The sequence below is a fragment of the Sphingomonas tabacisoli genome, assembly GCF_042678385.1.
Classification (GTDB): Bacteria; Pseudomonadota; Alphaproteobacteria; order Sphingomonadales; family Sphingomonadaceae; genus Sphingomonas_B; species Sphingomonas_B tabacisoli.
Window position 1 is genome coordinate 2,290,211 of sequence record NZ_JBHUDY010000001.1, and the last position, 25,637, is coordinate 2,315,847.

The window sequence follows — 25,637 nt, forward strand, 5'->3', positions numbered from 1 at the left end:
CATGACGGGCAAGCGCATCCTACTGATCGTCGGCGGCGGCATCGCTGCCTATAAGGCGTGCGAACTAATCCGGTTGCTGCGCAAGGAGGGGATGTCCGTGCGCTGCGTATTGACCGATGGCGGCGCGCAGTTCGTGATGCCGATGACGCTGGCGGCTCTATCCGAGCAGCCGGTCCACACCAGCCTCTGGGACTTGAAGGACGAGGCCGAGATGGGCCATATCCAGCTCAGCCGCGAGGCGGATCTGGTGGTGGTGGCGCCGGCAACGGCCGACCTGCTGGCGCGGATGGCAGCGGGGATCGCGGACGATCTGGCGACGACCTTGCTGCTTGCCACCGACAAGCCGGTGCTCGCCGCGCCCGCGATGAACGTCAGGATGTGGCAGCACGCAGCGACCCGGCGCAATGTCGAGCGGCTACGCGCGGACCGCGTGACGGTGCTGGAACCAGACGAAGGCCCTATGGCGTGTGGGGAGTTCGGTCCCGGACGCCTGCCGGAGCCGGAAGCGATCCTGAACGCGATCAAGGCGGCGCTCGGCACAAGCGGCAGGCTCGCCGGCAAGCACATCATCGTGACCGCCGGTCCGACGCACGAGCCGATCGATCCGGTGCGCTACATCGCAAATCGCTCGTCCGGAAAGCAGGGCTTCGCGATCGCCGGAGCGTTGGCGCAGCTCGGCGCGCGGGTGACTTTGGTGAGCGGACCCGTCACCCTGCCCGCGCCTGCCGGCGTGGCCCGGATCGATGTCGAGACGGCGCGCGAAATGGCGGCGGCGGTCGATGCTGCGCTACCGGCAGACGCAGCTGTGCTGGTGGCAGCGGTGGCCGACTGGCGGGTCGAGCCGGCCGGCTCCAAGATCAAGAAACGCGCTGACGGCGCCCCTCCAACGCTCGCTCTCGCCGAGAACCCGGACATTCTCGCCGGCCTCGGGCGCGATCCACGGCGGCCGAGGCTGGTCGTCGGCTTCGCCGCCGAAACCAACGACGTAATCATCAACGCAACCGCCAAGCGCGCGCGTAAGGGCGCCGACTGGATCGTCGCCAACGATGTGTCCGGCGACGTCATGGGCGGAGCGGACAACCGCGTTCATCTCGTCACGGAAGCGGGTGTGGAAGACTGGGAGCCTATGCCGAAGGAACAGGTCGCGGCGAAGCTCGCGGAACGGATCGCCGATGCCCTTTCCTGAGATCGAAATTCGCCTGAAGCGCCTGCCGCACGGCGAAGGTCTTCCGCTCCCCGTATATGCGACCGCCCATGCCGCCGGCATGGACGTGGTCGCGGCGGAGGAGCTGACGCTTGCGCCGGGCGCACGTCACGCGGTCGCCACCGGCTTTGCGATCGCCATTCCGGAAGGCTATGAAGTGCAGGTTCGCCCGCGCTCCGGCCTGGCGCTCAAGCACGGCATCACTTGCCTCAACACGCCCGGCACGATCGACGCGGACTATCGCGGCGAAGTGAAAGTCATTCTCGCGAATTTGGGCAATGAGCCGTTCGCCATCCGCCGCGGCGACCGCATCGCCCAACTCGTCCCCGCCCCGGTCCAGCGTGCCCGCTTCGCCGAAGTGGAAGAGCTTGACGACACTGTGCGTGGCGCTGGCGGATTCGGCTCGACAGGCGTGTGACTTTCTCCGACGAACAGCTCGACCGCTACGCTCGCCATATCGTCCTGAAGGAGATTGGCGGCGCAGGACAGGCCAGACTCGCCCAAACGCGCGTCGCCGTTATCGGGGCCGGCGGGATCGGATGCCCTGCGATTCAGTATCTGGCGGCTGCGGGCATCGGCACACTCCGCGTGATTGACGACGATGAGATCAGCCTCTCCAACCTTCAGCGCCAGGTCTTGTTCGGCACTGCCGATGTCGGCTGGCCGAAGGCGCAGATCGCGCGCGACGCCGTGACACGGTTGAATCCCGACGTCGCTTATCAAGCAGTTCCCGAGCGGCTGACCGCCGCAAACGCAGCCGTGCTGATCGGTGACGTCGATCTGGTGCTCGACGGCTGCGACAATTTCGCCACCCGCCTTACGGTCTCCGATCATTGCACGCGCGCCCGCATCCCGCTGGTCTCGGGCGCGCTGGGCCAATTCCAAGGGCAGATCGGCACCTTCCGCGGCTGGGAAGCCGACCAGCCTTGCTATCGCTGCTTCGTCGGCGACGCCTTCGATGCCGACGATTGTGACACCTGCGCGGAGCAGGGCGTGCTGGGCGCGATGGCAGGGTTAGTCGGAAGCTGGGCTGCGATGGAGGCAGTGCGCGCGATTGTCGGCTTCGGGCCCGATGCGGCGGGCAAGGTGCACGTGTTCGACGGCGTCACGCCGGCGCTACGCACCATTCGCATCGCCAAGGACCCAGCGTGCAGGGCATGCGGGTCAGATCGACTTTAGCCCGAATTGCTGCGCCAGCGCGCGGAGCGGCGCCATGCTCGGGCGTGCGCCCACGTCACCCATCCAGCGGCCGAGCGCGGGACCGGGCTTGAGCTCGATCGCGCCCCAGCCGATCAGCCCGGCGACGCCCAGGAATGCGGTCACGTCGGCCATCGTGAAACGGTCGGCCGCAAGAAAGCGGCTCTCCGCCAGCCGCGCCTCCATGAGCGCCAGCATTTTGTGACATTGCTGCACATGCTCCTTCGCCCAATCGGGAAACTGGCGAAGCGCGCCGGTAAACATCGGCTGGCAATGGTGACCATACTCGATCGCCGGCTGCATCAGGAGCTGTTCCGCCCGCCGTTCCCACATCGACACCAATGTGCGTTCGTTGAGGCGGTCGCCGAACAGGGAGGGGCCGTCCGAAATCTCGTCCAGATACTGGCAGATGGTCAGTGATTCCGTGACGAACAGTCCGTCGTCGGTTTCCAACGACGGCACCGTCTTCAATGGGCTGACACGCTCATAGTCCGCCTCGCTCAACGTGCCGACGTCGACCGTCTCGATCGCGATGCCGCGCTCCGCCATAAAGATCATGACCTTCAGCGCATTCGGCGCAATCGGTCGCATGTAGAGCCGCATTCAATCGCTCCCGATCCACTCCGCCAGTCGTTGCGCAAGCGTAGCGGGATCGCCGAGCAATTCCACCCGCTTGAGACGAGAGGCCTCGCCCGAGACAATGCGTATATCCGACCGGCGTAAACCGAGTGACTTGGCGAGGAATGCTGTCAGTTCGGCATTGGCTGCGCCGTCTACGGGCGGAGCGGCAAGCCGAATGCCGAGCGCCGGCCTTCCGTCGGCAAGCATTGTCCTGTCGTCGACTGCGGTCCTCGATGCCTTAGGCGCTACGCGGACGGCGAGGACGATCCGATCATCGGCGGCAATCCACGGGTCGGAGGACGCGTTGGTCATGCCCAGCCGGTCTCACATGGAACCATGGCTGTCGAGCGACGCATTCGCCCTTGATCAATCACGCGGCGGCACCGAAGAAGCCTCGTGCGTCGGCTTTTCCTTGCAGTGTTTTTGATCGGGTTTGCAGCACCGGCGTTGGCGGGACCGCCCTACGTCACCGACGATCCCGAACCGACCGACCTTGGCCATTGGGAAATCTACGCTTTCACGGCGGCAGAAGGCGCGCATGGGAGTTGGGACGGCGGGGGCGGCCTCGACCTGAACTATGGCGCGGTGAAGGACGTGCAACTGACGGCGACGCTGCCAATCAATGCGACGCATGCCCGTGGGGCGGGCACGCAGACCGGCGCGGGCAATGTCGAGCTCGGCGTCAAATACCGGTTCCTGCACGATGTCGCCGGGTTCGACGCGGCCATCTTTCCGCGCGTGATCCTGCCGAGCGGCGGCCACCGATTCGGCACCGGACGCACCTCGCTCCTGCTGCCGCTCTGGATCGATCGAGATATTGGCCATTGGGCGATCTTCGGCGGCGGCGGCTACACGATCAATCCAGGCGCCGGAAATCGCGATTTCTGGAATGGCGGATTGACGGTGACGCGCGAAGTCTCCGAGCGGCTCGCAATCGGCGGCGAAGTGACAGTCGAAGGAGCAGACTCGGTCGGCGGGCATTCGACTGAGGGAGCCGATCTGGGCGGCGTCTATCACATCGGCGGACCGTTTTCGCTGCTGGTGTCCGGCGGGCCGGTTCATCAGCATCATGGGCCGACCGGGTGGCGCGGCTATGCGGCGCTGGGGTTGGCCTTCTGACCAGCAAATGGAGTGAATGAATGGCCGAGCAGGAGCGCGTGGAGAGCAAGGTGCCGGCGGTCACGCTCGGCTTCTGGATCATCAAGATTCTTGCCACGACCCTCGGCGAGACCGGCGGCGACACGGTGTCGATGACATGGCTGGGCGAGACCACGCCGGATGCGGCCCAGTCTCCCTGGAACGGCTATCTGGTCGGATCGGCGATTTTCCTGACGATCTTCGTCGTGCTGGCGGCCTGGCAAATCCGCACCAGGCGCTTTCATCCGTTCCTTTATTGGGCGACCATCATCGCCTCGACCACGGCTGGCACGACCATGGCGGACTTCGCCACGCGCTCGCTCGGGATCGGCTACACCGGCGGCTCGGCCCTGCTGTTCGCACTGGTCCTGGCTTCGCTCGCCGCCTGGAAGACGACGACCGGCTCGATCAGCGTCGAGACGGTGCGCACGCCCAGGGCCGAGGCATTTTACTGGCTGACCATCACCTTTTCCCAGACGCTCGGCACCGCGCTCGGCGACTGGGCGGCCGATACGGGCGGCTTGGGCTATGGCGGCGGCGCACTGCTGTTCGGGGCCGCTCTCGTCGTGATCGCGGGCCTGTGGTTCTGGACGAGCGCGAACCGGGTCGCGCTGTTCTGGGCCGCGTTCATCCTGACCCGGCCGCTCGGCGCGACCGTCGGCGATTTCCTGGACAAGCCGCTCGACCACGGCGGGCTGGCGTTCAGCCGGCCCGTCGCCTCGGCAGTGCTGGCAGTCGCGATTCTCGTCCTGATCCTGGTGCTGCCGCAGCGCGCCGGCCGGCACCCGGAAAAGGCCGCGGCCTAGGCACGCTTCTTTGCCGGCGCCTTTTTCGGCGTCGCCTTCTTTGTCCCGCCCCGCCCCTTCTTCTTGGCCGGCCCCGCCGCGGCGCGGGCATCGATAAGCTGCGCCGCCTCCTCGAGCGTCAACGCTTCGGGCGCGACGGTTTTCGGTAGCGTCGCGTTGGTGGTGCCATCGGTGACATAGGGGCCGAACCGGCCTTCCATCAGCTTGATCTCGGCCTCGGTGCGGGGATGCGCGCCCAGCACGCGCAGCGGCTCGCGGGAAGCGCCGCGCTGGGGGCGACCGCCCTTTGCCGCGTCGGCGAGCTTTGCAACGGCGGCGTTCATACCGGTCTCGAACACTTCCATCGTCGAGCCGAGCCGGGCGTATTTGCCCTGGTGCGCGAGATAGGGGCCATAACGGCCGATCGAGGCGGTGATCGGCTCGCCGGTTTCCGGGTGCGGCCCGATTTCGCGGGGCAGGCTCAGCAATTTCAGCGCCCATTCCAGATCAAGCTCGCCGATATCCTTCGGTATCGACGCGCGCTTGGCATCCTTGCCGTCGCCGAGCTGGACATAGGGGCCAAAGCGCCCGGTCTTGCGGAACACTTCCGCGCCGGTCTCCGGATCGCGGCCAAGCGCCACGTCGCCATTGTCGTCGGCGCTTTCCTCACCCCCGCCCTGCCCGAAGCGGCGGGTGTATTTGCATTCGGGGTAATTGGAGCAGGCGACGAATGCGCCGAAACGCCCGCCGCGCAAGGCCAGCCGGCCATTGCCGCAGTTGGGGCAGAGCCGGGGATCGGTACCGTCTGCGCGGGGCGGAAACAGGAACGGCGCAAGGAACTCGTCGAGCGCGACCGTGATGTCTGACGGCTTCTGCTCCATCACCTCGGCCGTCTTGGGCTTGAAGTCACGCCAGAACGCCTCAAGCACTTTCTGCCATTCGGCACGGCCGCCGGAAATCTCGTCGAGTTCCTCCTCCAGTCCCGCAGTGAAATCGTAGCTGACATAACGCTCGAAGAAGCGCTCCAGGAACGCGGTCAGCAGCCGCCCGGTCTCTTCCGGAATGAAGCGATTCTTGTCGACGCGGACATATTCGCGGTCCTTCAGCACCTGCAGGATCGACGCGTAGGTGGAGGGACGCCCGATACCAAGTTCCTCCAGCCGCTTGACGAGACTGGCCTCCGAAAAGCGCGGCGGCGGTTGGGTGAAATGCTGCTCGGCATGCACCGCTTTTTTGAGCGGCGCGTCGCCTTGCGACAGGCGCGGCAGGCGGCGCGATTCTTCGTCATCGGGATCGTCACGGCCTTCCTCATAAAGCGCGAGGTAGCCGGGGAAGAGCACAACTTGGCCGGTGGCGCGGAGCGCGGTCTGGCCGGTGCCGTCCTCAAGCTCGACCGTGGTCCGCTCCAGCCGCGCCGAGGCCATCTGGCTGGCGAGCGCGCGCTTCCAGATCAGCTCGTAGAGCCGGGCGTGATCGCCCGAGCCGGCGCTGTTGCGGCCGAAATCGGTCGGGCGGATCGCCTCGTGCGCTTCCTGCGCGTTCTTCGCCTTGGCGGTGTATTGGCGCGGCTTGTCGGGCACGTAGCTGCCGTCATAGCGGTTCGCGATCGCGGCGCGGGCGGCGGAAATGGCGCTCCCGTCCATCTGCACGCCGTCGGTTCGCATGTACGTGATTGCGCCGTCCTCGTAGAGATTCTGCGCCACCCGCATCGTGTGGCTTGCGGAAAAGCCAAGCTTGCGCGCCGCTTCCTGCTGCAGCGTCGAGGTGGTGAAAGGCGGCGGCGGGTTGCGCGTCAGCGGCTTGGTCTCGACGCTGGCGACAGTGAAGCGCCCGGCTTCCACCGCGGCCTTGGCGGCCTCCGCGTCGCCACGCTTGCCGATCGTCAGCCGGTCGATCTTGTCGCCTTTCCAGCGAACCAGCCGCGCCTGGAATAGCGTACCGTCCTGTTCCAGATCGGCGAAAACGGACCAGTATTCCTGGGGCGTGAACGTCTCGATCTCGCGCTCGCGATCGACGATCAGGCGCAGCGCCACCGACTGGACGCGGCCGGCCGATTTGGCGCCGGGGAGCTTGCGCCACAGCACCGGCGACAGGGTGAAGCCGACCAGATAGTCGAGCGCGCGGCGAGCGCGATAGGCGTCGATCAGATCTTCGTCGAGCTGGCGCGGCTTCGCCATCGCCTCGGTGACCGCCGGCTTGGTGATCGCGTTGAAAGTGACGCGCTCCACTTCCTTGGGCAGCGCTTTCCGTTTCCTGAGCACTTCCTGGACATGCCACGAAATCGCCTCACCCTCCCGGTCGGGGTCGGTGGCGAGGATCAGCCGGTCGGCCTTCTTAGCCTCGTCGGCAATGGCCTTGAGCTGCTTGGCCTTGTCGCCATAGGTCTCCCACTCCATCGCGAAGCCGTTGTCCGGATCGACCGAGCCGTCCTTGGGCGGCAAGTCGCGGATATGGCCATAGGAGGCGAGCACGCGGTAATCGCGGCCGAGATACTTCTCGATGGTTTTCGCCTTGGCCGGCGATTCGACGATGACAAGCTGCATGGATTACTCGTTCGACCCTTACGTACGTACGCGCGAGGGTGGGAAGCTTGGGCACCGCTCGTCAAGCATCGACGTGCAGCGCCGCCTCTGTGCCGTACAACACAGACTGATTTGTAGGGGCGGTTAGCCTGCACCCATCAAGCGCAAGGTCGCGTTCGACTTGTAGCTGGATAGGCCGCCCCGGAACGACGGGAGCGCACACATACCTCCTCGCGGTCGCGTCATCTGACAACGCAGGAGATTACCATGCTTGAACCCAAATCGGCCGGGGGGCCGGACCTGAAAACCCTCGGGAATCTACGCGGAAAATTTCGCGCGCTTATCCTCCAGAACCCCAATTACTTCGGTAATGTCGAAGGCAGCCAATTCGAGGCTGTGTTCCCGCTGAAGGCGAACACGACCTACGAAAATCTGGGCTGCGTCGGCTATCAGCCGCAGACCGAGCGGCTCGAGGCCGTGGTCTATGTGAACCAGCCGAGCGGCTATGGCGGCGGACTGTGCGGCGCCGGCACGGTCGAATATGTCCGTTTCTACGCCTCGTTCGACAATGGCGGGAGCTGGACGGACCTTGGCCTCGGCGCGTTCAACGCCTGGGACATTCCGCAAGGCACGGAAGGGCGCAAGCGGCTGGAATATGCCGTCACGCTGCGCCACAGCTTTAACCGGCGCATCTGCCTGTTCCCCCAGATCGTGCTCATCCGCGCGATCCTGTCGTGGAATGCAGTGCCGCCGCCGAACACGCCGAACCATATTCCGGTGTGGGGCGACATCCACAACACGCATATCCTGGTTGAGCCGCGGCGTTTCTGGTTCCTGAAGGACGTGCTGAAGGCCGGCGAGCTGCAACTGAAGCCGGACATCGCCGCGGTCGTCAGCGAAAAGGCGGAAGTGCAGGTGGAGAGCAAGACGCTGTCGCTCGCCGAGCTGACGCAGCTCTACAAGGGCCAGGACGTGCCGGTGAAGCGCTTCGCGCACCCCCAGCTCGCCGCCTTCCAGAAATCGGCCGGCCTCACCGCGTCGCTGATGCAGCCCAATGCGGGCAATTTCCTGCAGGCGGCGGGCCTAGACCTGCAAGGGATCGACTTCGCCGACTTGTTCAACATCGGCGACGGCAACACGACGTTCGAGACGCTCGAGTGCATCGGTTACGACCCCAATGACGACAGCTTGGTCGGCGTGATCCGCCTGCACCGGCCCAGCGGCTTTTCGGGCGGCCCGTGCACCAACGGCAGCCAGGAGCATGTAACCTTCTGGGCCGATCTGGACGGCAACGGATCGTTCGAGACCTGCCTCGGCACCGCCAGTGTGCGGGTGTACGACATTCGCGACATCCCGCGCGACGGGCTCGAAATGGCGGTGCACTTGCCGGCGAACCTGCTGCGGCACCGGATTCCCTGCAACAAGGGGCCGAGGATCATCCCCATCCGCGCGATCCTGTCTTGGGCGACGCCCATTCCCTGCGCCACGCCCAATGCGACGCCGGTCTGGGGCAATCGGCTGGAGACGCTGGTCCATGTCCTGCCCGGCGGGAACATCGACGGCCTTGAGCCCTTGCTTTCGTCCGTCGGCGGCATTCCGGTCGGCGATATCGACAGCAACGGCTTTGCGCAGAACGCAGTGGCGGTCACGACCGGCGCCTATTTCAACGACGCGCCGTTCGGTGGCCGCATCAACCTGGCCGGCAAGATCGTCAACGGCACGCCGGGGACGCTTTACCGGATCATGATCCGGTCGCACGGCGTCGGCTCGTTCGTGCCGCTGAGCCTGGAGCCGAACGGCATCACCCTGACGGTGGTGACGCCGGGGCCGGTCACGACAGCGACGACGATCCATGCCGATGCGCAGGGCTATTACGCGTATCAGGACTTCTCATCGAACCATTATGTCGAGGGGAACATCCTGGGCGTGTGGCAGACCGGCGCGGCCGAGCACGGCAAGACCTACGACCTGCGCGTGGACATCAAGGATCCGGGCAATCCGGCCGTCGATATCCAGAGCAACGTCGTGGTGGTCGAAGTCGACAACGTGGCGCCGACGCTCACGCTCGACTTCACCAGCCTGGCAGGCGATTGCGCGCACTTCGGCGAAGGCTCGGTCTTCACCGGCAACTTCAGCGCGACCGATCCGCATTTCGGCGGCTTCAGCTTCCAGATCCTGCCGTCGGGGCCCGCCAACGGCGTGTTGCCGACGCCGGCTTCGGGAAGCTCGGTGCATCTGGGCGGCACGATCGCCGATCCGGGGATCAGCAGCGCGTTCACGCTGGACACCAACGGCATGGAACCGTGCGGCTATGCGCTGATCCTGCACGCGTCGGACCGCACCAACGTGAACAGCGGCCAGACCCACAACTCCAGCGAAGACGCCGTCGGCTTCTGCCTCGGCTCGCCGCCGGAGGGTTGATCCCAAACGAAGCCCCGCCCCGGCCTGTCGCCGGGGCGGGGCTCTTTCTTGCCTGTTGCTACGAGCTCAGGCGAGCGCGGCGCGAGCCGTACGGCGGCGGGCTCCTGCGCCGACCAGGCCGAAGCCTGCGATCATCATCGCCCATGTCGCCGGCTCCGGCACGGCGCCGACCGAAAGCGACAGGTTGTCGATGACGACGCCGATATTGTCGTTGCCGCCGTCCTGCAGCGCGAAGCTGGTGCTTCCGCCATTGGTCGGGTCGAAGAAGAACTTCAGGTCCGTCATGGCGAAGTTCGGCTGGATGTTCGACACGGTCAGCGTCAACGACGTCTGATTGGTGAAGCTGCCGAAATTGGTGTTGCCGAAGAAGCTCGACTCGATCCCGAAGCTGCCGCTGACCGGCCCGCCGAAGTTGAACCGCATCGAGAAGCTGTCGGGCGGCGGCGCGTTGCGCTGGTTGCCGCTGAACAACAGGCTAAGCGCGACGCGCTCGCCGGCGTTGAAGCCATAGGAATTGCTGGAGACTAGCCCCGCGTCGTTCGTCGAACCATCGAGATCGACGCAGGCGCCCGATCCGCCGGCACAGACGATGCCGAAATCGCCTGACTTCACCAGGTCGACGGTGCCGTTGGTGACCGTCAGGCCATTGAATCCGTTATAGTTGAGCGCGGTGTTGCCGCCGTTCTCGCTGTCGAAGTTGTTGCTGTAAACGACGCCGGCGCTGGCGGGCGCGGTCAAGGCTGTGGCTGCAAGCGCAGCCAGTACGAACATGCGCATGGAAACCCCCCTCCAAATCGGCCGCCTGAAGAGGCGGCAGGGAGAGGCTCTCACCGCGGCCGAGTCGCGTCAAGCAGGTGGTTAACGCGGTCCCTTTATGGGACAATCTTGAATGATCAGGCAGCCGCGCTCTGCTGCGCCGCAAGGGCGCGGTAGTGGTTGCGGATCGTGACCTTGTCGATCTTCTCCGTGCCGAGGCGCGGCAAAGGATCGGGGGCGATCCAGATGCGCGCGGGGACTTTGAAGGCGGCAAGGCGCGTCGCGAGGAAGGCGCACAGCCCTTCGACGGTCAGCGTCGTGCCGTCGGCCGGGTGCACGACCGCGGCCGGAACTTCGCCGAACTTTTCGTCCGCCAGACCGAACACGGCCGCCTCGGCCACGTCCTCATTCTCGTAGAGCGCGGCTTCCACTTCCTGGCAGCTTATGTTCTCGCCGCCACGGATGATGATGTCCTTCTTGCGGTCGACGATCAAGACATAGCCGTCCTCGTCCAGATAGCCGATGTCGCCACTGCGGAAGTAGCGGTCGGTCGTGAACGCGGCGCGGGTCGCCTCCGGGTTCTTGTAATAGCTGGTGAAGTTGCAGACCGTGCGGATGCAGATTTCGCCGCGCTCGCCTTGCGGCACCGGCCGGCCAGCGTCGTCGAGGATGGCGAGATCGACCAGCGGCCGCGACGCCTTGCCGGTGGAGTTGGGCTTGGCGAGATAGTTCTCGCGGAAATTGCCGCAGCCGACCGCGTTGGTCTCGGTGAGCCCATAGCCGATCAGCGGCTTGGCACCGCCCATCTCATCGTTCAGCCGCTTGACGTGCTCGACCGGCCGCGGCGCGCCGCCGGCGGCGAAGTCCTTCACCGTCGACAGGTCGTATTTGTGCCGGTTGGGGTGCGTCATGATCTCGAAGCTCATCAGCGGCACGCCGACGAAATAGGTGATCTTTTCCTTCTCCATCAGCCGCATCGCTTCTTCGGCGTCCCATTTGGGCATGATGACCAGCTTGCGGCCCATCGCGAAGCTCTGCAGCATCATCGGGATTTCGGCGGTGACGTGGAACAGCGGCACGTTGAGCAACGTCGCGGGCTGCAAGGTCGGCGCTTCACCGAGCGAAGTCAGGAGCTGCAGCGACATCAGCGTCTGGGCGAGATAGTTGAACGTGCCTTGCACCACTGCACGGTGCGTCGAGATCGCGCCCTTGGACTGGCCGGTTGAGCCCGAAGTGAACAGGATGGTCGCCATGTCGTCGCCGGTCAGCTCCGGCAGCGCCACCTCGCCCGCATGCGCGACCGGAGCCAGCGCTTGGGCAAGCGGAAGGCCGACATCGATCACGACGACTTTCGCGCCGTGCGGCGCCTCTGCAAGCCGCTTCGCGCGCTGCGGATCGGCGAAGACGAGCTTCGTCTCGGTCAGGTCGATCCCGTCGGCGAGTTCCGGCCCCGCCCACCAGCCGTTGAGCAACGTGGCGACGCCGCCGGCCATCACGATGCCCATGTAAAGCGCGATCCAGGCCGGTGCGTTGCGCGCAGCAATGGCGACATGGTCGCCGCGCCGAACGCCGAAATTCGCAATTAGCCCACGCGCGACGGCCTGAGCCTGCTCATAGACCTGGCCGAACGTCAGCCGTTCGCCGCCACAGACCAGAAACTCGGTGTCCTTATGCTGCGCGCAGAACAGCGCGAAATAATGCGAGAGCGCTGGCGGAGCAGCCGCGATCATCGGCAGCGTGACGCCGTCCTGCTCGATCGTGGTGAGCGGCAGCATGCCGCCCTCCCCCGTCAACTGGTCCATGATCGCATCGAGCTTTCGATCGAGCTCCGACGGCATTCCTCACCTCTTGGCTTTCTGTTTCCCTGCACTATGCAGACCGAAACCGCTGGGGAAAAGCCTTGATCCTGCCCATTCTTGCCGACGCCGCCGGCTATCTGCGGTTCGAGCAGCTCCACCTGAACCCGGTCGCTCTCGATCTCGGCTTCTTCCAGATCAAATGGTATTCGCTCGCCTATATCGCCGGCATCTTCACCGGCTGGTGGTATCTGACGAAGCTCCTTCAGCAGCCCGGCGCGCCGATGGCCAAGCGCCATGCCGAGGATCTGGTGTTCTACGTGACGCTAGGCATCATTCTCGGCGGCCGGCTTGGCTATGTGCTGTTCTACAAGCCCGACATGTTGCTGCACCCGGTCGAGATATTGAAGCTGTGGGAAGGCGGCATGTCGTTCCACGGCGGCCTGATCGGCGTCGTGCTGGGGCTCACCTATGTCGTGCGGAAGAACGGCCTGAACTGGCTGCGCGTGCACGATTACGTCGCCTGCTGCGTGCCGTTCGGGCTGTTCTTCGGGCGCCTCGCCAATTTCGTGAACGGCGAGCTGTGGGGCCGGCCGACGACGGTGCCCTGGGCCATCGTCTTCCCGTCGGGCGGCGACGTCCCGCGCCACCCGAGCCAGCTCTACGAAGCGGCCGGCGAAGGCGTGCTGCTGTTCCTGATCCTCTGGTTCCTGTTCTGGAAGACCGATGCGCGCTACCAGCCGGGCAAGCTCGTCGGCACCTTCGCGCTGGTCTATGGTCTGATCCGCTTCGGGCTCGAAAAGGTCCGCAACCCGGACGCCGGCCTGGAGCATCTCTCCTGGGGCCTCACAATGGGCCAGACCTTGAGCGTGCCGCTGATCCTGCTCGGCTTGTACCTGATCGTCACCGCCAAGGGCCGCCGGACACGCGTGGAGCCGGTGGTCGGTACGGAGAGCGTGGCATAACGACGCTTACCTGCACCGAAGCCATTACCGCTGCGATCATTGCCGGCGGCCCGATCCCGGTCGCGCATTTCATGGCGGCGGCGAACCGGCACTACTACGCGACGCGCGATCCGCTGGGCGCGGACGGCGATTTCACCACGGCGCCCGAGATCAGCCAGATGTTCGGCGAATTGATCGGCCTGTGGCTGGCCGATCTGTGGACGCGCGCGGGGAAGCCTGTGGCGCATTATGTCGAGCTCGGACCGGGCCGCGGCACGCTCGCCGCCGATGCGTTGCGGGCGATGAAAAGCGCCGGGCTGACGCCGCCCGTGCATTTCGTCGAGACCAGCCCGACGTTGCGCGAACGCCAGCGTGAGCGGGTTGCGGGCGCCACCTTCCACGACGATGTGACGAGCCTGCCGGACGATGCGCCGCTGCTGATCGTCGCCAACGAATTCTTCGATGCCCTTCCCGTCCGCCAGCTCGTCAATACCGCGCAGGGCTGGCGCGAGCGGCATGTCGGCTGGTCTCAGCCTTTGTTCGTCCCGGTCGCCAGCGGCGGCCGGCTGGACGACATCTTACCCGATCATCTACGCGGCGCGCCGGCTGGCAGCATCATCGAGACCTCGCCCGCCTCCGTCGCGATCGCACGTCAGCTTGGGCACCGGCTGGCGACGCAGGGCGGCGCGGCGCTGATCGTCGACTATGGCTATGAAGGCCCGGCGATCGGCGACACGCTGCAGGCGGTGCGCGGCCACGCCTATGCCAATCCGTTCGAGGAACCCGGCGAGCGGGACCTGACCGCCCATGTCGATTTTTCCACGCTTGCCGAAGCGGCGCGCGCGGAAGGGGCCGAAGCCTCCGGGCCGGTGGGACAAGGCGCATTGCTTGAGGCGCTCGGCGTCCGCACTCGAGCCGGGCGGCTGTCGCAGGCCGCACCGCATCGGCGGGAAGAAATCGGCATCGCGGTTGCGCGCCTGACCGCGCCCGACCAGATGGGCACCTTGTTCAAGGCCTTGGCGCTCACCGGCCGAGCGTGGCCGGAACCGGCGGGGTTTGCATGATCGAGTATCGCGATGCCCGGCCCGAGGACGGCCCTGACCTCGACGCAATGGCGCGCGAGGTCTGGCTCGAAATTTTCGGCCATAGCGGATCGGCCGAAGACATCGGGCTGTATCTCGCCAAGGCTTACGGCCCCAAGGGCGACCTGATCCGGCATTTGTCGGACCCGGCGCACCGGTTCCGGCTCGCCACGGCGAATGGTGCAATCATCGGCTATGCCAAGCTGTCGCAGCCCTGGCTGCCCGAAGGGACGTTCGGGCCGAAGGCACGGCAATTGAGCCAGCTTTACGTCGCCGCCGGGCATCGCGGCGCAGGGGTCGCCAATACGCTGATGGACTGGACGATCGAAACCGCCCGCGCGGAAGGCGCCGACGAACTGCTGCTGACGGTTTGGGAGCACAATCCGCGGGCGCAGCGCTTCTACGAGAAGATCGGCTTCGTGCACGTCGGCGATTATGCCTTCGCAATGGGCGAACAGATCGACCGCGACCTGATCATGCGGCTGCCGCTGTGACGGTCGAGGTCATCCGCTCCAGCCTGCTCGGCGGGGTCGAGCACGGTTTTCTCGGCCGACGCGGCGGAGTGTCGTCTGGAGTGCACGCCGGGCTGAACGTGGGTCTGGGTTCCGACGACGACCGAACCGCGGTTGCCGAGAACCGGAGACTGGCGGGTGATGCGGTGCTGCCGGGCGCGGCGCTTGTCACTGTCTATCAGGTGCACGGCGCTGACTGCGTCGTCGCCAACCGCTGGGGCGAGACGGACCGGCCCAAGGCCGACGCGATCGTGACCGATCGGCCCGGCCTGCTACTCGGCATCCTGACCGCCGATTGCGCGCCGGTGCTGTTCGCCGATGCCGAAGCGGGTGTGGTAGCGGCCGCCCATGCCGGCTGGAAAGGCGCGCTCGCCGGCGTCACCGACTCGACGATCGCCGCGATGGAGCGGCTGGGCGCGCGGCGCGAGCGGATCGCCGCCGCGATCGGGCCGAGCATCGCCCGCGCTTCCTACGAAGTGGACGACGCGTTCGCGCGGCGGTTCGAAGACGCCGATCCGTCGAACGAGCGCTTCTTCACAGCGGGCCGCCCGGGCCATCACCGGTTCGATCTGGAAGCCTATGTCGCGCACCGGCTGGCGGCCGCAGGTCTGACGCAGGTCGATGCGATGGGCCTCGACACCTATGCCGACGAGGATCGCTTCTACAGCTTCCGCCGCGCGACCCACCGCGGCGAGCCGGACTATGGACGGCAGATCAGTCTGATCGGTCTGGCGGGGTGACGGCGGCGCGGTTCAGGCGCTAGAGGACGGAGCATAACAAGACTCCGGAGCAACCCTCTCAATGCCTACCAAGGAAACCGAAGCCGAGCTGACCGGCGCCACGCCGCGCCGAAAGCCCAAGGCAACCGTCGATACGATCGGCGGCCGCAAGCTGAAGCCCGCGACGCTGATGATGGGGCACGGCTATGACCCGATGTTGTCGGAGGGTTCGCTCAAGCCGCCGATCTTCCTGACCTCAACCTTCGTTTTCGAAAACGCCGCGGCCGGCAAGCGCCACTTCGAAGGCGTGACGGGCAAGCGGCCGGGCGGTGCCGAAGGCCTCGTCTATTCACGCTTCAATGGGCCGAACCAGGAAATTCTGGAGGATCGGCTGAGCGTCTGGGAGGATGCCGAGGACGCCCTCTCCTTCTCCTCCGGTATGTCGGCGATCGCGACCTTGTTCCTGTCGATGGTGAAGCCGGGCGATACGATCGTGCATTCCGGGCCGCTCTATGCCGCGACCGAAACGCTGATCGCGCGCATTCTCGGCCGCTTCGGCGTGCACTGGCTCGACTTCCCCGCTGGCGCCACGCGCGAGGAAATCGACCAGGTCATGCAGAAGGCAGCCTCCGGCCGCGTCGCGCTGATCTATCTCGAAAGCCCGGCCAACCCGACCAACGCGCTGGTCGACGTGCAAGCGGTCGCCGCCAGCCGCGACAAGATTTTCGGCAAGGGCCCCGACGCCCCGCCGATCGCGATCGACAACACGTTCCTCGGGCCGCTGTGGCACAAGCCGCTGCAGCACGGCGCCGATCTGGTCGTCTATTCGCTGACCAAATATGCGGGCGGGCATAGCGATCTCGTCGCGGGCGGCGTGCTTGGACGGAAGGCATTGATCGATCCGATTCGACTGATGCGCAACACGATCGGTACGATCACCGATCCCAACACGGCCTGGATGCTGCTCCGCTCGCTGGAAACGCTGGAGTTGCGGATGACGCGCGCGGGCGAGAACGCGGCGAAGGTCTGCGCCTTTCTGCGCGACCATCCCAAGGTCGAGCATGTCGGCTATCTCGGTTTCCTGAAGGACGACCGTCAGGCCGACATCTATCAGCGCCACTGCACCGGCGCGGGCTCGACCTTCTCGCTGTTCCTGAAGGGCGGCGAGCCGGAGGCGTTCCGCTTCCTCGACGCGCTGAAGATCGCCAAGCTGGCGGTGAGCCTGGGCGGCACCGAGACGCTGGCCTCGCACCCTGCGGGCATGACTCATTTGTCGGTGCCCGAGGCGCGCAAGCAGGCGCTCGGCATCACCGACAATCTGGTGCGCATCTCGATCGGCGTCGAGGATCCGGACGACCTGATCGCCGATTTCGAACAGGCACTCGCCGCCGTTTGAGGGAACGTCTTGCCCGGCGCGGGATTATCTCGCACTGGTAACGAAATGGATGCGCCTGCCGATTTCACTGAGGAGAATGACGCCGGCGGGCGCATCGTCCGCTTTTCCGGCGCGCTGACGCTCGCCCAGGTGCGCGATCTCGCCGACCGGCTGAACGCCGTTTCGGGCCGCGTCGACAAGATCGATCTGAGCAGCGCCGACCGGATCGATACCATCGGCGCGTGGATCGTCCGCCGCTTCGCACGCGACCACGAGGCGCGGATCGAAGGCGCCAAGCCGGATGCGCAGCGGCTTATCGACGAAGTCGACCGCGCCGACCAGCCGGTGCGAATGCGGCCGGAGCCAGTGCCCTCCTTCTACCGCGTGGTCGAAGAAGTGGGCGCGGCGGTCAGCCAGGCCGGCAAGACGCTGCTGGGCCTGCTCGGCTTTTTCGGCGGCATGATCGTGGCCGCGGTAACGGTGATCGCCAACCCGCGCCGGTTCCGCTGGAACGCGGTCATCCAGCGCTTCGAAGTGGTCGGCGTCTCGGCGCTCGGCATCATCGGGTTGATGAGCTTCCTGATCGGCCTAGTCATCGCGCAGCAGGGCGCGGTGCAGCTCCAGCAATTCGGCGCCGAGTTCCTGACCGTCAACCTGATCGGACGCATCACTTTACGCGAACTCGGCGTGTTGATGACGGCAATCATGGTGGCGGGGCGTTCCGGCTCAGCGTTCGCCGCGCAACTCGGCACGATGAAGCTGACCGAGGAAATCGACGCCATGCGCACGATCGGTGTGTCGCCGATCGAAGCGCTGGTGCTGCCGCGCGTGCTCGCGGCCGTCGTGATGATGCCGCTGCTTGGCTTCTACGCCTCGCTGATCTCGATCATCGGCGGCGGCATCTACTGCTGGATTTTCCTCGACATTCCGCCCGTTTCCTTCGTCACCCGTCTGCGCGAAGTGGTGCCGCTGACCGATCTGTATGTCGGGCTGGTGAAGGCTCCCGTGTTCGGCATGATCATCGCGCTGACCGGCTGCTTCCAGGGTATGCTGGTCGAAGGCGATGCGGAGCAGGTCGGCACCCGCACCACGGCAGCCGTGGTGCAGGCGATCTTCCTCGTCATCGTGCTCGACGCTTTCTTTGCAGTCTTTTTCGAACGGATCGGCTGGATATGAGTGACTGCGATCCGGTCATCACGGTCCGCGGACTGAAGAACAGCTTCGGCGATCAGGTCGTGCATGAAGGCCTGGACCTCGAAGTGTGCCGCGGCGAAATCCTCGGCGTGGTCGGCGGCTCGGGCACCGGCAAGTCGGTGCTGATGCGCTCGATCATCGGCCTGCAGGTGCCGGACGAAGGCGAGATCGAAGTGTTCGGCGAGCCGATCATCGGCCGCGACGACGCCGAGACCGTCGAAATCCGCAAGCGCTGGGGCATACTGTTTCAGGGCGGCGCCCTGTTCTCGACGCTGACCGTTGCCGAGAATGTGCAGGTCCCTCTCCGCGAATTCTATCCCGGTCTGGATCAGCAACTGCTCGACGAGATTTCCGCCTTCAAGGTGGTGATGACCGGGTTGCCGGCGGACGCCGGGCCGAAATACCCCGCCGAACTCTCGGGCGGCATGCGCAAGCGCGCCGGGATCGCGCGGGCGCTGGCGCTGGATCCCGAGCTTCTGTTCCTCGACGAACCAACCGCCGGCCTGGATCCGATCGGCGCCGCGCACTTCGACGAGCTGACCAAGAGCCTGCGCGATACGCTCGGCCTCACCGTCTTCCTCATCACCCACGATCTCGACACGCTCTATGCAATCTGCGACCGGGTGGCGGTGCTCGCCGACAAGAAAGTGATCGCGGTTGGAACGATCCCGGAACTATTGGCATTGGACCATCCGTGGATTCAGGAATATTTCAAAGGACCGCGCGGCCGGCTGGCAGCGGTCACCGAAGAACGCCGGAAAGAAGCTGAGGTGACGCGCTGATGGAGACCCGTTCGAACCATATCCTGGTCGGATCGGTGGTGCTGATCCTGCTGGTCGCAGCGGCAGTGTTCACCGTTTGGCTGGCCCGCGTGTCGGACACCAACCAGAAGGTGTACGACATCTTCTTCAAGCAATCGGTCGAGGGTTTGGCGAAGGGATCGAGCGTCAGCTATCGCGGCGTGCCGGTGGGACAGGTGCAGGACATCAAGATCTGGAAGGACGATCCGAACTTCGTCCGGGTCCGCATCTCGATCGGCGAGGACGTGCCGGTGCTGGTCGGCACCACGGCGACGATCCAGGGCAGCTTCACCGGCGTCTCGACCCTGTTGCTGGAGGGCGCGCAGAAGGGCGCGCCGCCGATCACGGAGATCGGCCCGGCGGGCGCGCCCGTCATTCCCACCAAGGCCGGCGGGCTTGGCGCGCTCCTCAACAGCGCGCCGCAATTGCTCGAGCGATTGTCGACGCTGACGGAGCGGCTGACGCTGCTGCTGTCCGACAAGAACCAGGCCTCGATCCAGAGCATCCTTCACAATGTCGACCGGCTGAGCGGCGACCTGGCGGACCGCGGACCGGAGATCGCGGCGACGCTCGCCGAGACGCGGGTCGCGATCAAGCAGGCCGGCAACGCTGCCGACCAGATCGGCAAGCTCGCAGGCACGACCAACCAGCTGCTCGACGAGCAGGGCCGGCCGCTCCTGGCCGACCTGCGCCAGACGGTTGCCCGGGCGCGGAGCTCGATGGACAATCTCGACGCCGTGCTCGCCGATGCCCGTCCGGGCGTACAGGCCTTCTCGAAGCAGACTCTGCCCGAAGTAGGGCTGCTCGTCCGCGATCTGCGCGACATGTCGGAAGCGCTGAGCGGTGTTGCCGAACGGCTCAACAATGGCGGCGCCGGCTCGCTCGTCGGCAGCCGCAAGCTTCCGGACTATAAGCCGAAATGAGGAATGCAATGACCAAAGCTTCCCCGTTGGTGGTCCTTGCCGCCCTCGCCCTGTCGGGCTGCATCAGCTTCGGGGCGAAGCCGCCGGCGCAGCTTTTGACGCTCACCGCAGCGCAGAGTGTGCCGCCGGGAACCGCGAACAACGTCGCGCCCGGCGAAGCGATTACGGTGCTGTGGCCGACGCTCCCGGCAGACCTCAACACCAACCGCGTGCCCGTCCAGTCCGGCCCGACGTCCGTCGCCTATGTGAAGGACGCGCAGTGGACCGAGACGCCGAACAAGCTGTTCGCGCGGCTGCTCGGTGAAGTGATCGAAGCGCGGACAGGCCGTCCGGTTTTGTCCGGACGCCAGTTCGCGATCGATCCCGGCGCACGCGTCACGGGTCAGTTGCTCCGCTTCGGTATCGACGCGCCCAGCAACACGGCAGTCGTGACTTTCGACGCAGCCGTCGCGCGCGGCACCGATGTCCGCACCAAGCGGTTCGAAGCGAAAGTCCCCATTTCCGAAATCAAGGCCGAGCCGGTTGGGGCGGCTCTGAACCAGGCGGCGAACCAGGTCGCCACCGAAGTCGCCGACTGGGTGAAGTAACACCCTCTCCCGACGGGAGAGGGTGTTACGCCAAACTCTTGCTGGCCTGCTCGAACACGTCCTTCGACAACCCGGGCTTGGCGACGATCCGCTCCAGTTCCGCGCGGATCAGCGCGCCGCGCGCTTCGCCGAACCGGCGCCAGCGGCCGAGCGGAGCCACGAATTTCGCCGCGGTCTGCGGATTGATCGCATCCAGCGCGAGAATGTTGTCGGCAAGGAAACGATAGCCGCCGCCGTCACCGCTATGGAATCCGCGCTGGTTGGCGGAAAACGCTCCCACGAGCGATCGCGCCCGATTGGGATTGGTCAGCGTGAAATCCGGATGCGCAGCGAGCGCCAGCACCTGCTCCAGCACATCTGCGCGGCTCGAGAGCGCCTGCGTGGTGAACCACTTGTCCAGCACCAGCGCATCGCCCTTGAAGCGGTCGTAGAAGGCGGCGAGCGCGTCCTCGCGCTGCGGCGCATTGCTGCTCACCAGCACCGTCAGCGCGCCCTGCCGGTCGGTCATGTTGGTCGCGCCTTGAAATTGCTCGAACGCCAGGGCCGGCGCATCGGCGGCACCACCAGCCATCAGAAAGCCGAGCGCAATGGAGCGCAGCCGCCGCGCGCCCTTGGCCTCGGGCGTCAGCTCGAAGCGGTTGGAGGCGGAACCCAGATAGGCCGCGCGCCACTGCCGTTCGAGCGTGCGCCCGAGTTCCGCGCGCAATGCCTCGCGCACGCGGTGAATGGCTTCGGGATCGACGACGCTCATCCGGTCGCCGACAAATGCCTCCGATGGGGGCAAGACCGCTTCGGCGACAAACGCCTTGTCGAGCGCGCCGTTCTCCAGCGTCAGCCGCACGGCATCGACCACGGGCGCGAAATCGGCAGAGCCGCCCTCGACGCCTGCGATCAGCGTGTCCAGCATGAGCTGCTGCAGCGCCTCGTAGCGCGCGAACGGGTCGTTATCATGCGCCGAGAGCAGCGCCAGCTCGGCCGCGCTGCGATCGCTTTCGACAATGATCGGCGCCGAAAAGCCGCGATTGACCGATAGCACCGGCCGCTCGCCGACCCCTTCGAACCGCATATCGGCGGCCGCGTCTTCCAGCACGACCAGCCGCTCCTCGCCGATCGGTGCGCCGGTGGCGGTGTCGAATAGCGCCATTCGCAGCGGGATCGGCATCGGCTTCTTCTCGGGCTGGCCGGGCGTCGGCGGCACCGACTGTTCGAGCGACACGACCGCGTCGCTGCCGTCCTGCCGCACGGTCGCTTTCACCTTGGGCGTGCCGGCCTGGCTGTACCAGCGGCGGAACAGCGACAGATCGATACCGCCGCCGTCCTCCATCGCCTTGACGAAATCGTCGCAAGTGACGGCCTGCCCGTCATGGCGTTCGAAATAGAGGTCGCTGCCGCGCCGGAACCGGTCCGGCCCCAGCATCGTCGCCATCATCCGGATCAGCTCGGCGCCCTTGTTATAGACCGTCGCCGTGTAGAAATTGCTGATCTCCATATAGGAATCGGGCCGCACCGGATGGGCGAGCGGGCCGGCATCTTCCTGGAATTGTGCCGCGCGGAGGTTGCGCACCTGATTGATGCGCTCCACCGCCGGCGAGCCGTGATCGGCCGAGAATTGTTGATCGCGAAAGACCGTGAAGCCTTCTTTCAACGAAAGCTGGAACCAGTCGCGGCACGTCACGCGGTTGCCGGACCAGTTGTGGAAATATTCGTGCGCCACAACGGCCGCGATCGCGTCGTAATCGGCGTCCGTCGCCGTTTCCGGATCGGCCAGGATGTAGCGCGAGTTGAATATGTTGAGGCCCTTGTTCTCCATCGCGCCGAAGTTGAAATCGGCAACGGCGACGATGTTGAACACGTCGAGATCATATTCGCGACCATAGACGCGCTCGTCCCAGGCCATCGAGCCCTTGAGAGCCTGCATCGCGTGGTTGGTGCGCGGCAGATCGGCCTCGCGCACCCATATGCCGAGCTCCACCTTGCGGCCCGACGCAGTCGTGAAGCTGTCGCGATTGGCCTTCAGATCGCCCGCAACCAGCGCGAACAGATAGCAGGGCTTGAAGAACGGGTCGCGCCATTCGGCCCAATGCCGGCCGCCCTCCAGATCGCCGCCGCCGACTCGATCGCCATTCGCAAGCAGCACCGGGAAACGCGCCTTGTCGGCAGTCATCTTCACCGAATAGCGGCTGAGCACGTCGGGGCGGTCGGGGAACGGCGTGATGCGGCGAAACCCTTCCGCCTCGCACTGCGTGCAGAGCATCCCGCCCGAGGCATAGAGCCCCATCAGCTCGGTGTTCGTCTCCGGCGCAAGCACGCACTCGGTCTCGATCACATGCGCGTCGCCCGGAAGGTCGAGGGTCAGCCGCTTGCCTTCGTTGCGCGCGTCGAACGGCGCGCCGTCGACCTGCACGGAAACGATCTCTTGCCCGCCATGGTCGAGCAGCAGCGGGCCAGGCCCGGCGCGCTCCACCTCCAGTCGCGCCTTCACCACCGTTCGCGCCGGCCCAAGATCGAAATCGAGCGCGACTTCCGGCACGCGCCAGTCGGGCGCCCGATAATCCTCGCGGTGAATGACTTGCGGCGCGGCCGCGGCGGTGGTCTGCACGTCTGCCATGCAAAGGTCCCTACCCCTCAGGCTCAACGAGTGGAAGGCGGCTTCCAAACATCGGTGCGCTTCCGTGCCCATGCGGGAAGCGGCCAGTCGATCTCAACGCCCGCGCCGCGGAACAGCGCGTCGCGGTCAGCCTGCGCCAGCACCGTCAGCAACTGCCGCCCCTTGCGGGCACGCATGATCGCCAGATGCTCGATGCGCAGCCTGTCGGGCGTCACATCGGCCGGATCGAACGGAATCGCATTCGCCGCGCTCGCTTCGAACCAGGGCCAAAAGAAATGCCATGCGCGAATGGCGGACCAGGCCGCCACCAGATATTGCCCGAACCGATCCGGCCGTGCGTCGAACATCACCTGCTCGGCCCACTTGGGGGCGGCTTCCGGCACAGGCAGCCAGCCGCGCCGGGCTTCCACTCGTCCCGCCCCCAGCCGTTTTGCGACATCGATCGCAAGCAAAGCCGACCAGCTATCGCCAGTCACGACCGCCGGTTTCGCCCCCAGCGCCTCCACAGCCGCGGCGATCACCGCCACCCAGTCGGCCAAGCTCGGCTTCACCGAACTTCGCCAATCGCCGGACAGACCATGACCCGGCAAGTCGATCGCCAGTTCCCCGCCGCCCGTCGCAACGGCAAGGGATCGGCCCGGCGCATGCAATGCCAGCGTGTCGCTTTCGCGGTCGCCTTTCCAATGGATCAGGTTTTTGAACCCGCCAGCCTCGACGAGGACAAATCCTTCGTCCGCCGCTTCGGGCAGCGATGCGAAGGACGGCGCCGGATGCGCCTTCAGATGCTGAAGGCAAAGGGCGATGGTCGCATCGTCGATCGTGCCATCCTGCACCCGCCAGTTCGCCGGCAGCCCGCGCAGCCGGCCCAGATGCTTGTGGAACGGGTCTGACTCCGCAGCGGTAAGCAACACCGGCGGCGTCGGCTCGTCCGGCCCCGGCGCCTGATGCTGGGCTCGCAGCACCGCGCCATAACCCAGCCGATAGGCGTCGCCGCTGGCCAGCAGGTCCATCACGGCATGGTGGAGCGCGACCGGATCGTCGTTGGTTGAAGGAAGCCGGGCCTGGTCGCGTGCGTCGTACCAGGGAAAGAACCAATTCTGCTCCAGCATCCGGTTCCACGCCCAGGTAAGGTGCTCGCCATAGTCGGTCGGCTTGAACGGCGAGGTGTAGCGCTCGCCGAAGATCGCGCGCTCCTCCGGCCGAAACGCCGCATAGCCGTTTGCAGCGACCGCACTGAACCGCTCCGGATGGCGCCTCGCGGCGGCGATCAGGATGGTCGCACCGGAATAGAGGCCATAAGCGCCGACTTGCGATAGCCCGAGCGCGTCGAGCAGTTCGGCCACGGCGTCCGCGAAATCCTCGATCTCGGGTGCGGGATTTTCGAGCGGGTCGGATTGGCCAAAGCCCGGCGTGTCCGGCGCGATGCAGGTGAAATGCGATGACCAGCGCGTCATCAGCGGCTCGAACTCGGCGCTGGAACGCGGGCTCTGATGCGCCATCAGCAGCGGCGGGCCGGAGCCTGTCCGCCGGTAATGCACGCGTCGATTGCCGACCTGGACGAAGTGTCGCGTGATCATCGCGCCTCTCCCCCAATTGCCGAACTGCCGTCACCTAACGCACGCCGAATGTCCAGCCTTCCGTGCCGGCCAGCGCCGGCGTGAGCTTGCTCGGAGACCAATAGTCCGGATCGTGCGCGACCGCGCGGAGCCAGGCGGCGGCGAGCATCGCGTCGGTCGCGTGATCGTCGTAGCGGGTCAGCGGCGCATGCGCATGGCTCCCGAGCGCTGCGAGCGCGCGATCCAGCGTTTCGGGGTCGCGGATCTTGGTGCGGCCGCGCGGCAGGCCGGCGGCGGTGGCGGCGATGCTGGTATAGATTTCGACGACCACCGGCCCGCGTTCCAGAATCGGATCATAGGGCCAGATCGGCAGCTTGCGGTCGATCCGGTGGAACAGTCGCATGCCCGTCAGGCTCGACTTCCCCACCTGCGCCGCTCCGACCAGGTTGAAGTTGCTGTACGGATTGCACAGCCGCTGCTCCCGGCTCTCATCCTCGACGACGCGAAAGCGTCCCGCACCGGGCGGGAAGCAATCGCCTTGCCTGCCACCATGTCGGCGGAAATGCCGGCTCGCTTCCGGGTGGTCGACGAAACGGTTGGCGCCGAGGTGCGGCTCGTCGCCTGCGATTTCTTCGACCAGCGCCCAGAGCCCGCGCACGTCGGCCGGGCTGCGCTCCCAGCCGGGGAAGTAAGCGCCCCGATCGGCGAATGCGAGCGACGGCGAAAGGTCGAGCCCGACCAGCCAGTCACCGTCCAGCGCCAGCATCCAGTCGAGCACTTCCTGCCGCGACCAGATATGTCCCGGCCGCACCAGCTCAGGCGCATCCTGCCCGGCCGGGCATGTCGCGAGGGCGATCCCCTTCTGTCGCGCGCCGGCCGCGCCCGACCAATCGATCGC

Annotated in this window: 23 protein-coding genes; 15 read left to right on the forward strand and 8 right to left on the reverse strand. The window is 66.1% G+C overall.

Annotated elements, in window-relative coordinates; all coding sequences use genetic code 11:
• The first annotated feature begins 1 nt into the window (after window position 1).
• Genes coaBC through ACFSCW_RS11585 form a run of 3 tightly spaced genes read left to right on the forward strand, consistent with a single transcriptional unit; the run spans window position 2 to window position 2,383 of the window.
• The gene (gene coaBC, locus ACFSCW_RS11575) at window positions 2–1,186 is read left to right on the forward strand and encodes a bifunctional phosphopantothenoylcysteine decarboxylase/phosphopantothenate--cysteine ligase CoaBC (protein ID WP_380889335.1); all 1,185 of its coding nucleotides are present in this window, start codon (window positions 2–4) and stop codon (window positions 1,184–1,186) included.
• The gene (gene dut, locus ACFSCW_RS11580) at window positions 1,173–1,622 is read left to right on the forward strand and encodes a dUTP diphosphatase (RefSeq protein WP_380889336.1); all 450 of its coding nucleotides are present in this window, start codon (window positions 1,173–1,175) and stop codon (window positions 1,620–1,622) included. The genes coaBC and dut overlap by 14 nt, the downstream gene beginning before the upstream one ends.
• Window positions 1,619–2,383, forward strand: a complete 765-nt coding sequence (locus tag ACFSCW_RS11585; RefSeq protein ID WP_380889338.1) for a HesA/MoeB/ThiF family protein — start codon at window positions 1,619–1,621, stop codon at window positions 2,381–2,383. Before dut ends, ACFSCW_RS11585 begins: the two co-directional genes overlap by 4 nt.
• On the opposite strand, the gene ACFSCW_RS11590 is transcribed toward ACFSCW_RS11585, so the two are convergent.
• Complete coding sequence (locus tag ACFSCW_RS11590; protein ID WP_380889339.1) at window positions 2,369–3,004, reverse strand: glutathione S-transferase family protein; 636 nt, start codon at window positions 3,002–3,004, stop codon at window positions 2,369–2,371. The genes ACFSCW_RS11585 and ACFSCW_RS11590 overlap by 15 nt on opposite strands.
• On the reverse strand, window positions 3,005–3,334 hold the full coding sequence (locus ACFSCW_RS11595; protein WP_380889341.1) for a DUF167 domain-containing protein: 330 nt from the start codon (window positions 3,332–3,334) through the stop codon (window positions 3,005–3,007).
• A gap of 135 nt (window positions 3,335–3,469) precedes the next feature.
• Between ACFSCW_RS11595 and ACFSCW_RS11600 the strand changes: the two genes are divergently transcribed.
• Both ACFSCW_RS11600 and ACFSCW_RS11605 read left to right on the forward strand, forming a co-directional pair.
• Window positions 3,470–4,141 (forward strand): hypothetical protein, encoded by a 672-nt coding sequence (locus tag ACFSCW_RS11600; RefSeq protein ID WP_380889343.1) that lies wholly within the window; start codon window positions 3,470–3,472, stop codon window positions 4,139–4,141.
• 20 nt (window positions 4,142–4,161) lie between these two features.
• Window positions 4,162–4,965: a COG4705 family protein gene (locus tag ACFSCW_RS11605; RefSeq protein WP_380889345.1), complete on the forward strand. Its 804-nt coding sequence runs from the start codon at window positions 4,162–4,164 to the stop codon at window positions 4,963–4,965.
• Here the strand turns inward: ACFSCW_RS11605 and topA are convergent.
• Window positions 4,962–7,487 carry a type I DNA topoisomerase gene (gene topA, locus ACFSCW_RS11610; RefSeq protein WP_380889347.1) on the reverse strand — a complete coding sequence of 842 codons (2,526 nt, stop codon included), beginning with the start codon at window positions 7,485–7,487 and terminating at the stop codon, window positions 4,962–4,964. The two genes, ACFSCW_RS11605 and topA, sit on opposite strands and share 4 nt — an antisense overlap.
• A gap of 246 nt (window positions 7,488–7,733) precedes the next feature.
• On the opposite strand from topA, the gene ACFSCW_RS11615 reads away from it, so the two are divergent.
• Entirely contained in the window at window positions 7,734–9,887 is a 2,154-nt protein-coding gene (locus ACFSCW_RS11615) for a hypothetical protein (protein ID WP_380889348.1), read from the forward strand.
• Between the two features lie 66 nt (window positions 9,888–9,953).
• Here ACFSCW_RS11615 and ACFSCW_RS11620 read toward each other — a convergent pair whose 3' ends face one another.
• Window positions 9,954–10,664 carry a PEPxxWA-CTERM sorting domain-containing protein gene (locus ACFSCW_RS11620; RefSeq protein ID WP_380889350.1) on the reverse strand — a complete coding sequence of 237 codons (711 nt, stop codon included), beginning with the start codon at window positions 10,662–10,664 and terminating at the stop codon, window positions 9,954–9,956.
• A gap of 116 nt (window positions 10,665–10,780) precedes the next feature.
• Window positions 10,781–12,481 (reverse strand): class I adenylate-forming enzyme family protein, encoded by a 1,701-nt coding sequence (locus ACFSCW_RS11625; RefSeq protein WP_380889352.1) that lies wholly within the window; start codon window positions 12,479–12,481, stop codon window positions 10,781–10,783.
• A 62-nt stretch (window positions 12,482–12,543) separates the two neighbouring features.
• Between ACFSCW_RS11625 and lgt the strand changes: the two genes are divergently transcribed.
• The 9 genes from lgt to ACFSCW_RS11670 all read left to right on the forward strand — a co-directional run bounded on the left by lgt (window position 12,544) and on the right by ACFSCW_RS11670 (window position 20,575).
• Window positions 12,544–13,404: a prolipoprotein diacylglyceryl transferase gene (gene lgt, locus ACFSCW_RS11630; protein WP_380889353.1), complete on the forward strand. Its 861-nt coding sequence runs from the start codon at window positions 12,544–12,546 to the stop codon at window positions 13,402–13,404.
• Between the two features lie 71 nt (window positions 13,405–13,475).
• Window positions 13,476–14,447, forward strand: a complete 972-nt coding sequence (locus tag ACFSCW_RS11635) for a class I SAM-dependent methyltransferase (RefSeq protein ID WP_380889355.1) — start codon at window positions 13,476–13,478, stop codon at window positions 14,445–14,447.
• Window positions 14,444–14,959 (forward strand): GNAT family N-acetyltransferase, encoded by a 516-nt coding sequence (locus ACFSCW_RS11640; protein WP_380889357.1) that lies wholly within the window; start codon window positions 14,444–14,446, stop codon window positions 14,957–14,959. Before ACFSCW_RS11635 ends, ACFSCW_RS11640 begins: the two co-directional genes overlap by 4 nt.
• Window positions 14,956–15,717 carry a peptidoglycan editing factor PgeF gene (gene pgeF / locus ACFSCW_RS11645; protein WP_380889359.1) on the forward strand — a complete coding sequence of 254 codons (762 nt, stop codon included), beginning with the start codon at window positions 14,956–14,958 and terminating at the stop codon, window positions 15,715–15,717. The genes ACFSCW_RS11640 and pgeF overlap by 4 nt, the downstream gene beginning before the upstream one ends.
• A gap of 61 nt (window positions 15,718–15,778) precedes the next feature.
• Window positions 15,779–17,092, forward strand: coding sequence for a cystathionine gamma-synthase family protein (locus tag ACFSCW_RS11650; protein WP_380889360.1), 1,314 nt, complete (start codon window positions 15,779–15,781; stop codon window positions 17,090–17,092).
• 45 nt (window positions 17,093–17,137) lie between these two features.
• The gene (locus ACFSCW_RS11655; RefSeq protein ID WP_380889362.1) at window positions 17,138–18,247 is read left to right on the forward strand and encodes an ABC transporter permease; all 1,110 of its coding nucleotides are present in this window, start codon (window positions 17,138–17,140) and stop codon (window positions 18,245–18,247) included.
• The gene (locus ACFSCW_RS11660) at window positions 18,244–19,047 is read left to right on the forward strand and encodes an ABC transporter ATP-binding protein (RefSeq protein WP_380889364.1); all 804 of its coding nucleotides are present in this window, start codon (window positions 18,244–18,246) and stop codon (window positions 19,045–19,047) included. Before ACFSCW_RS11655 ends, ACFSCW_RS11660 begins: the two co-directional genes overlap by 4 nt.
• Window positions 19,047–19,988, forward strand: coding sequence for an MlaD family protein (locus ACFSCW_RS11665; RefSeq protein WP_380889365.1), 942 nt, complete (start codon window positions 19,047–19,049; stop codon window positions 19,986–19,988). The genes ACFSCW_RS11660 and ACFSCW_RS11665 overlap by 1 nt, the downstream gene beginning before the upstream one ends.
• Window positions 19,989–19,996: 8 nt before the next feature.
• Window positions 19,997–20,575: an ABC-type transport auxiliary lipoprotein family protein gene (locus ACFSCW_RS11670; protein WP_380889367.1), complete on the forward strand. Its 579-nt coding sequence runs from the start codon at window positions 19,997–19,999 to the stop codon at window positions 20,573–20,575.
• Between the two features lie 25 nt (window positions 20,576–20,600).
• On the opposite strand, the gene pepN is transcribed toward ACFSCW_RS11670, so the two are convergent.
• Genes pepN through ACFSCW_RS11685 form a run of 3 tightly spaced genes read right to left on the reverse strand, consistent with a single transcriptional unit; the run spans window position 20,601 to window position 25,550 of the window.
• Window positions 20,601–23,183, reverse strand: a complete 2,583-nt coding sequence (gene pepN / locus ACFSCW_RS11675) for an aminopeptidase N (protein ID WP_380889369.1) — start codon at window positions 23,181–23,183, stop codon at window positions 20,601–20,603.
• 23 nt (window positions 23,184–23,206) lie between these two features.
• Window positions 23,207–24,760, reverse strand: coding sequence for an alpha/beta hydrolase (locus ACFSCW_RS11680; RefSeq protein WP_380889370.1), 1,554 nt, complete (start codon window positions 24,758–24,760; stop codon window positions 23,207–23,209).
• A 34-nt stretch (window positions 24,761–24,794) separates the two neighbouring features.
• Window positions 24,795–25,550, reverse strand: coding sequence for a hypothetical protein (locus ACFSCW_RS11685; protein WP_380889372.1), 756 nt, complete (start codon window positions 25,548–25,550; stop codon window positions 24,795–24,797).
• Window positions 25,551–25,637 lie beyond the last annotated feature (87 nt).

What these genes read in the sequence shown, in the direction of transcription:
- ACFSCW_RS11625 (WP_380889352.1), bottom strand. Translation starts at nt 12,481, where the DNA reads ATGCCGTCGGAGCTCGATCGAAAGCTCGATGCGATCATGGACCAGTTG.
- ACFSCW_RS11605 (WP_380889345.1), top strand. Translation starts at nt 4,162, where the DNA reads ATGGCCGAGCAGGAGCGCGTGGAGAGCAAGGTGCCGGCGGTCACGCTC.
- ACFSCW_RS11680 (WP_380889370.1), bottom strand. Translation starts at nt 24,760, where the DNA reads ATGATCACGCGACACTTCGTCCAGGTCGGCAATCGACGCGTGCATTAC.
- ACFSCW_RS11665 (WP_380889365.1), top strand. Translation starts at nt 19,047, where the DNA reads ATGGAGACCCGTTCGAACCATATCCTGGTCGGATCGGTGGTGCTGATC.
- ACFSCW_RS11615 (WP_380889348.1), top strand. Translation starts at nt 7,734, where the DNA reads ATGCTTGAACCCAAATCGGCCGGGGGGCCGGACCTGAAAACCCTCGGG.
- ACFSCW_RS11590 (WP_380889339.1), bottom strand. Translation starts at nt 3,004, where the DNA reads ATGCGGCTCTACATGCGACCGATTGCGCCGAATGCGCTGAAGGTCATG.
- ACFSCW_RS11670 (WP_380889367.1), top strand. Translation starts at nt 19,997, where the DNA reads ATGACCAAAGCTTCCCCGTTGGTGGTCCTTGCCGCCCTCGCCCTGTCG.
- dut (WP_380889336.1), top strand. Translation starts at nt 1,173, where the DNA reads ATGCCCTTTCCTGAGATCGAAATTCGCCTGAAGCGCCTGCCGCACGGC.
- coaBC (WP_380889335.1), top strand. Translation starts at nt 2, where the DNA reads ATGACGGGCAAGCGCATCCTACTGATCGTCGGCGGCGGCATCGCTGCC.
- topA (WP_380889347.1), bottom strand. Translation starts at nt 7,487, where the DNA reads ATGCAGCTTGTCATCGTCGAATCGCCGGCCAAGGCGAAAACCATCGAG.
- ACFSCW_RS11660 (WP_380889364.1), top strand. Translation starts at nt 18,244, where the DNA reads ATGAGTGACTGCGATCCGGTCATCACGGTCCGCGGACTGAAGAACAGC.
- ACFSCW_RS11595 (WP_380889341.1), bottom strand. Translation starts at nt 3,334, where the DNA reads ATGACCAACGCGTCCTCCGACCCGTGGATTGCCGCCGATGATCGGATC.
- ACFSCW_RS11655 (WP_380889362.1), top strand. Translation starts at nt 17,138, where the DNA reads ATGGATGCGCCTGCCGATTTCACTGAGGAGAATGACGCCGGCGGGCGC.
- ACFSCW_RS11620 (WP_380889350.1), bottom strand. Translation starts at nt 10,664, where the DNA reads ATGCGCATGTTCGTACTGGCTGCGCTTGCAGCCACAGCCTTGACCGCG.
- ACFSCW_RS11650 (WP_380889360.1), top strand. Translation starts at nt 15,779, where the DNA reads ATGCCTACCAAGGAAACCGAAGCCGAGCTGACCGGCGCCACGCCGCGC.
- pepN (WP_380889369.1), bottom strand. Translation starts at nt 23,183, where the DNA reads ATGGCAGACGTGCAGACCACCGCCGCGGCCGCGCCGCAAGTCATTCAC.
- ACFSCW_RS11635 (WP_380889355.1), top strand. Translation starts at nt 13,476, where the DNA reads ATGGCGGCGGCGAACCGGCACTACTACGCGACGCGCGATCCGCTGGGC.
- ACFSCW_RS11640 (WP_380889357.1), top strand. Translation starts at nt 14,444, where the DNA reads ATGATCGAGTATCGCGATGCCCGGCCCGAGGACGGCCCTGACCTCGAC.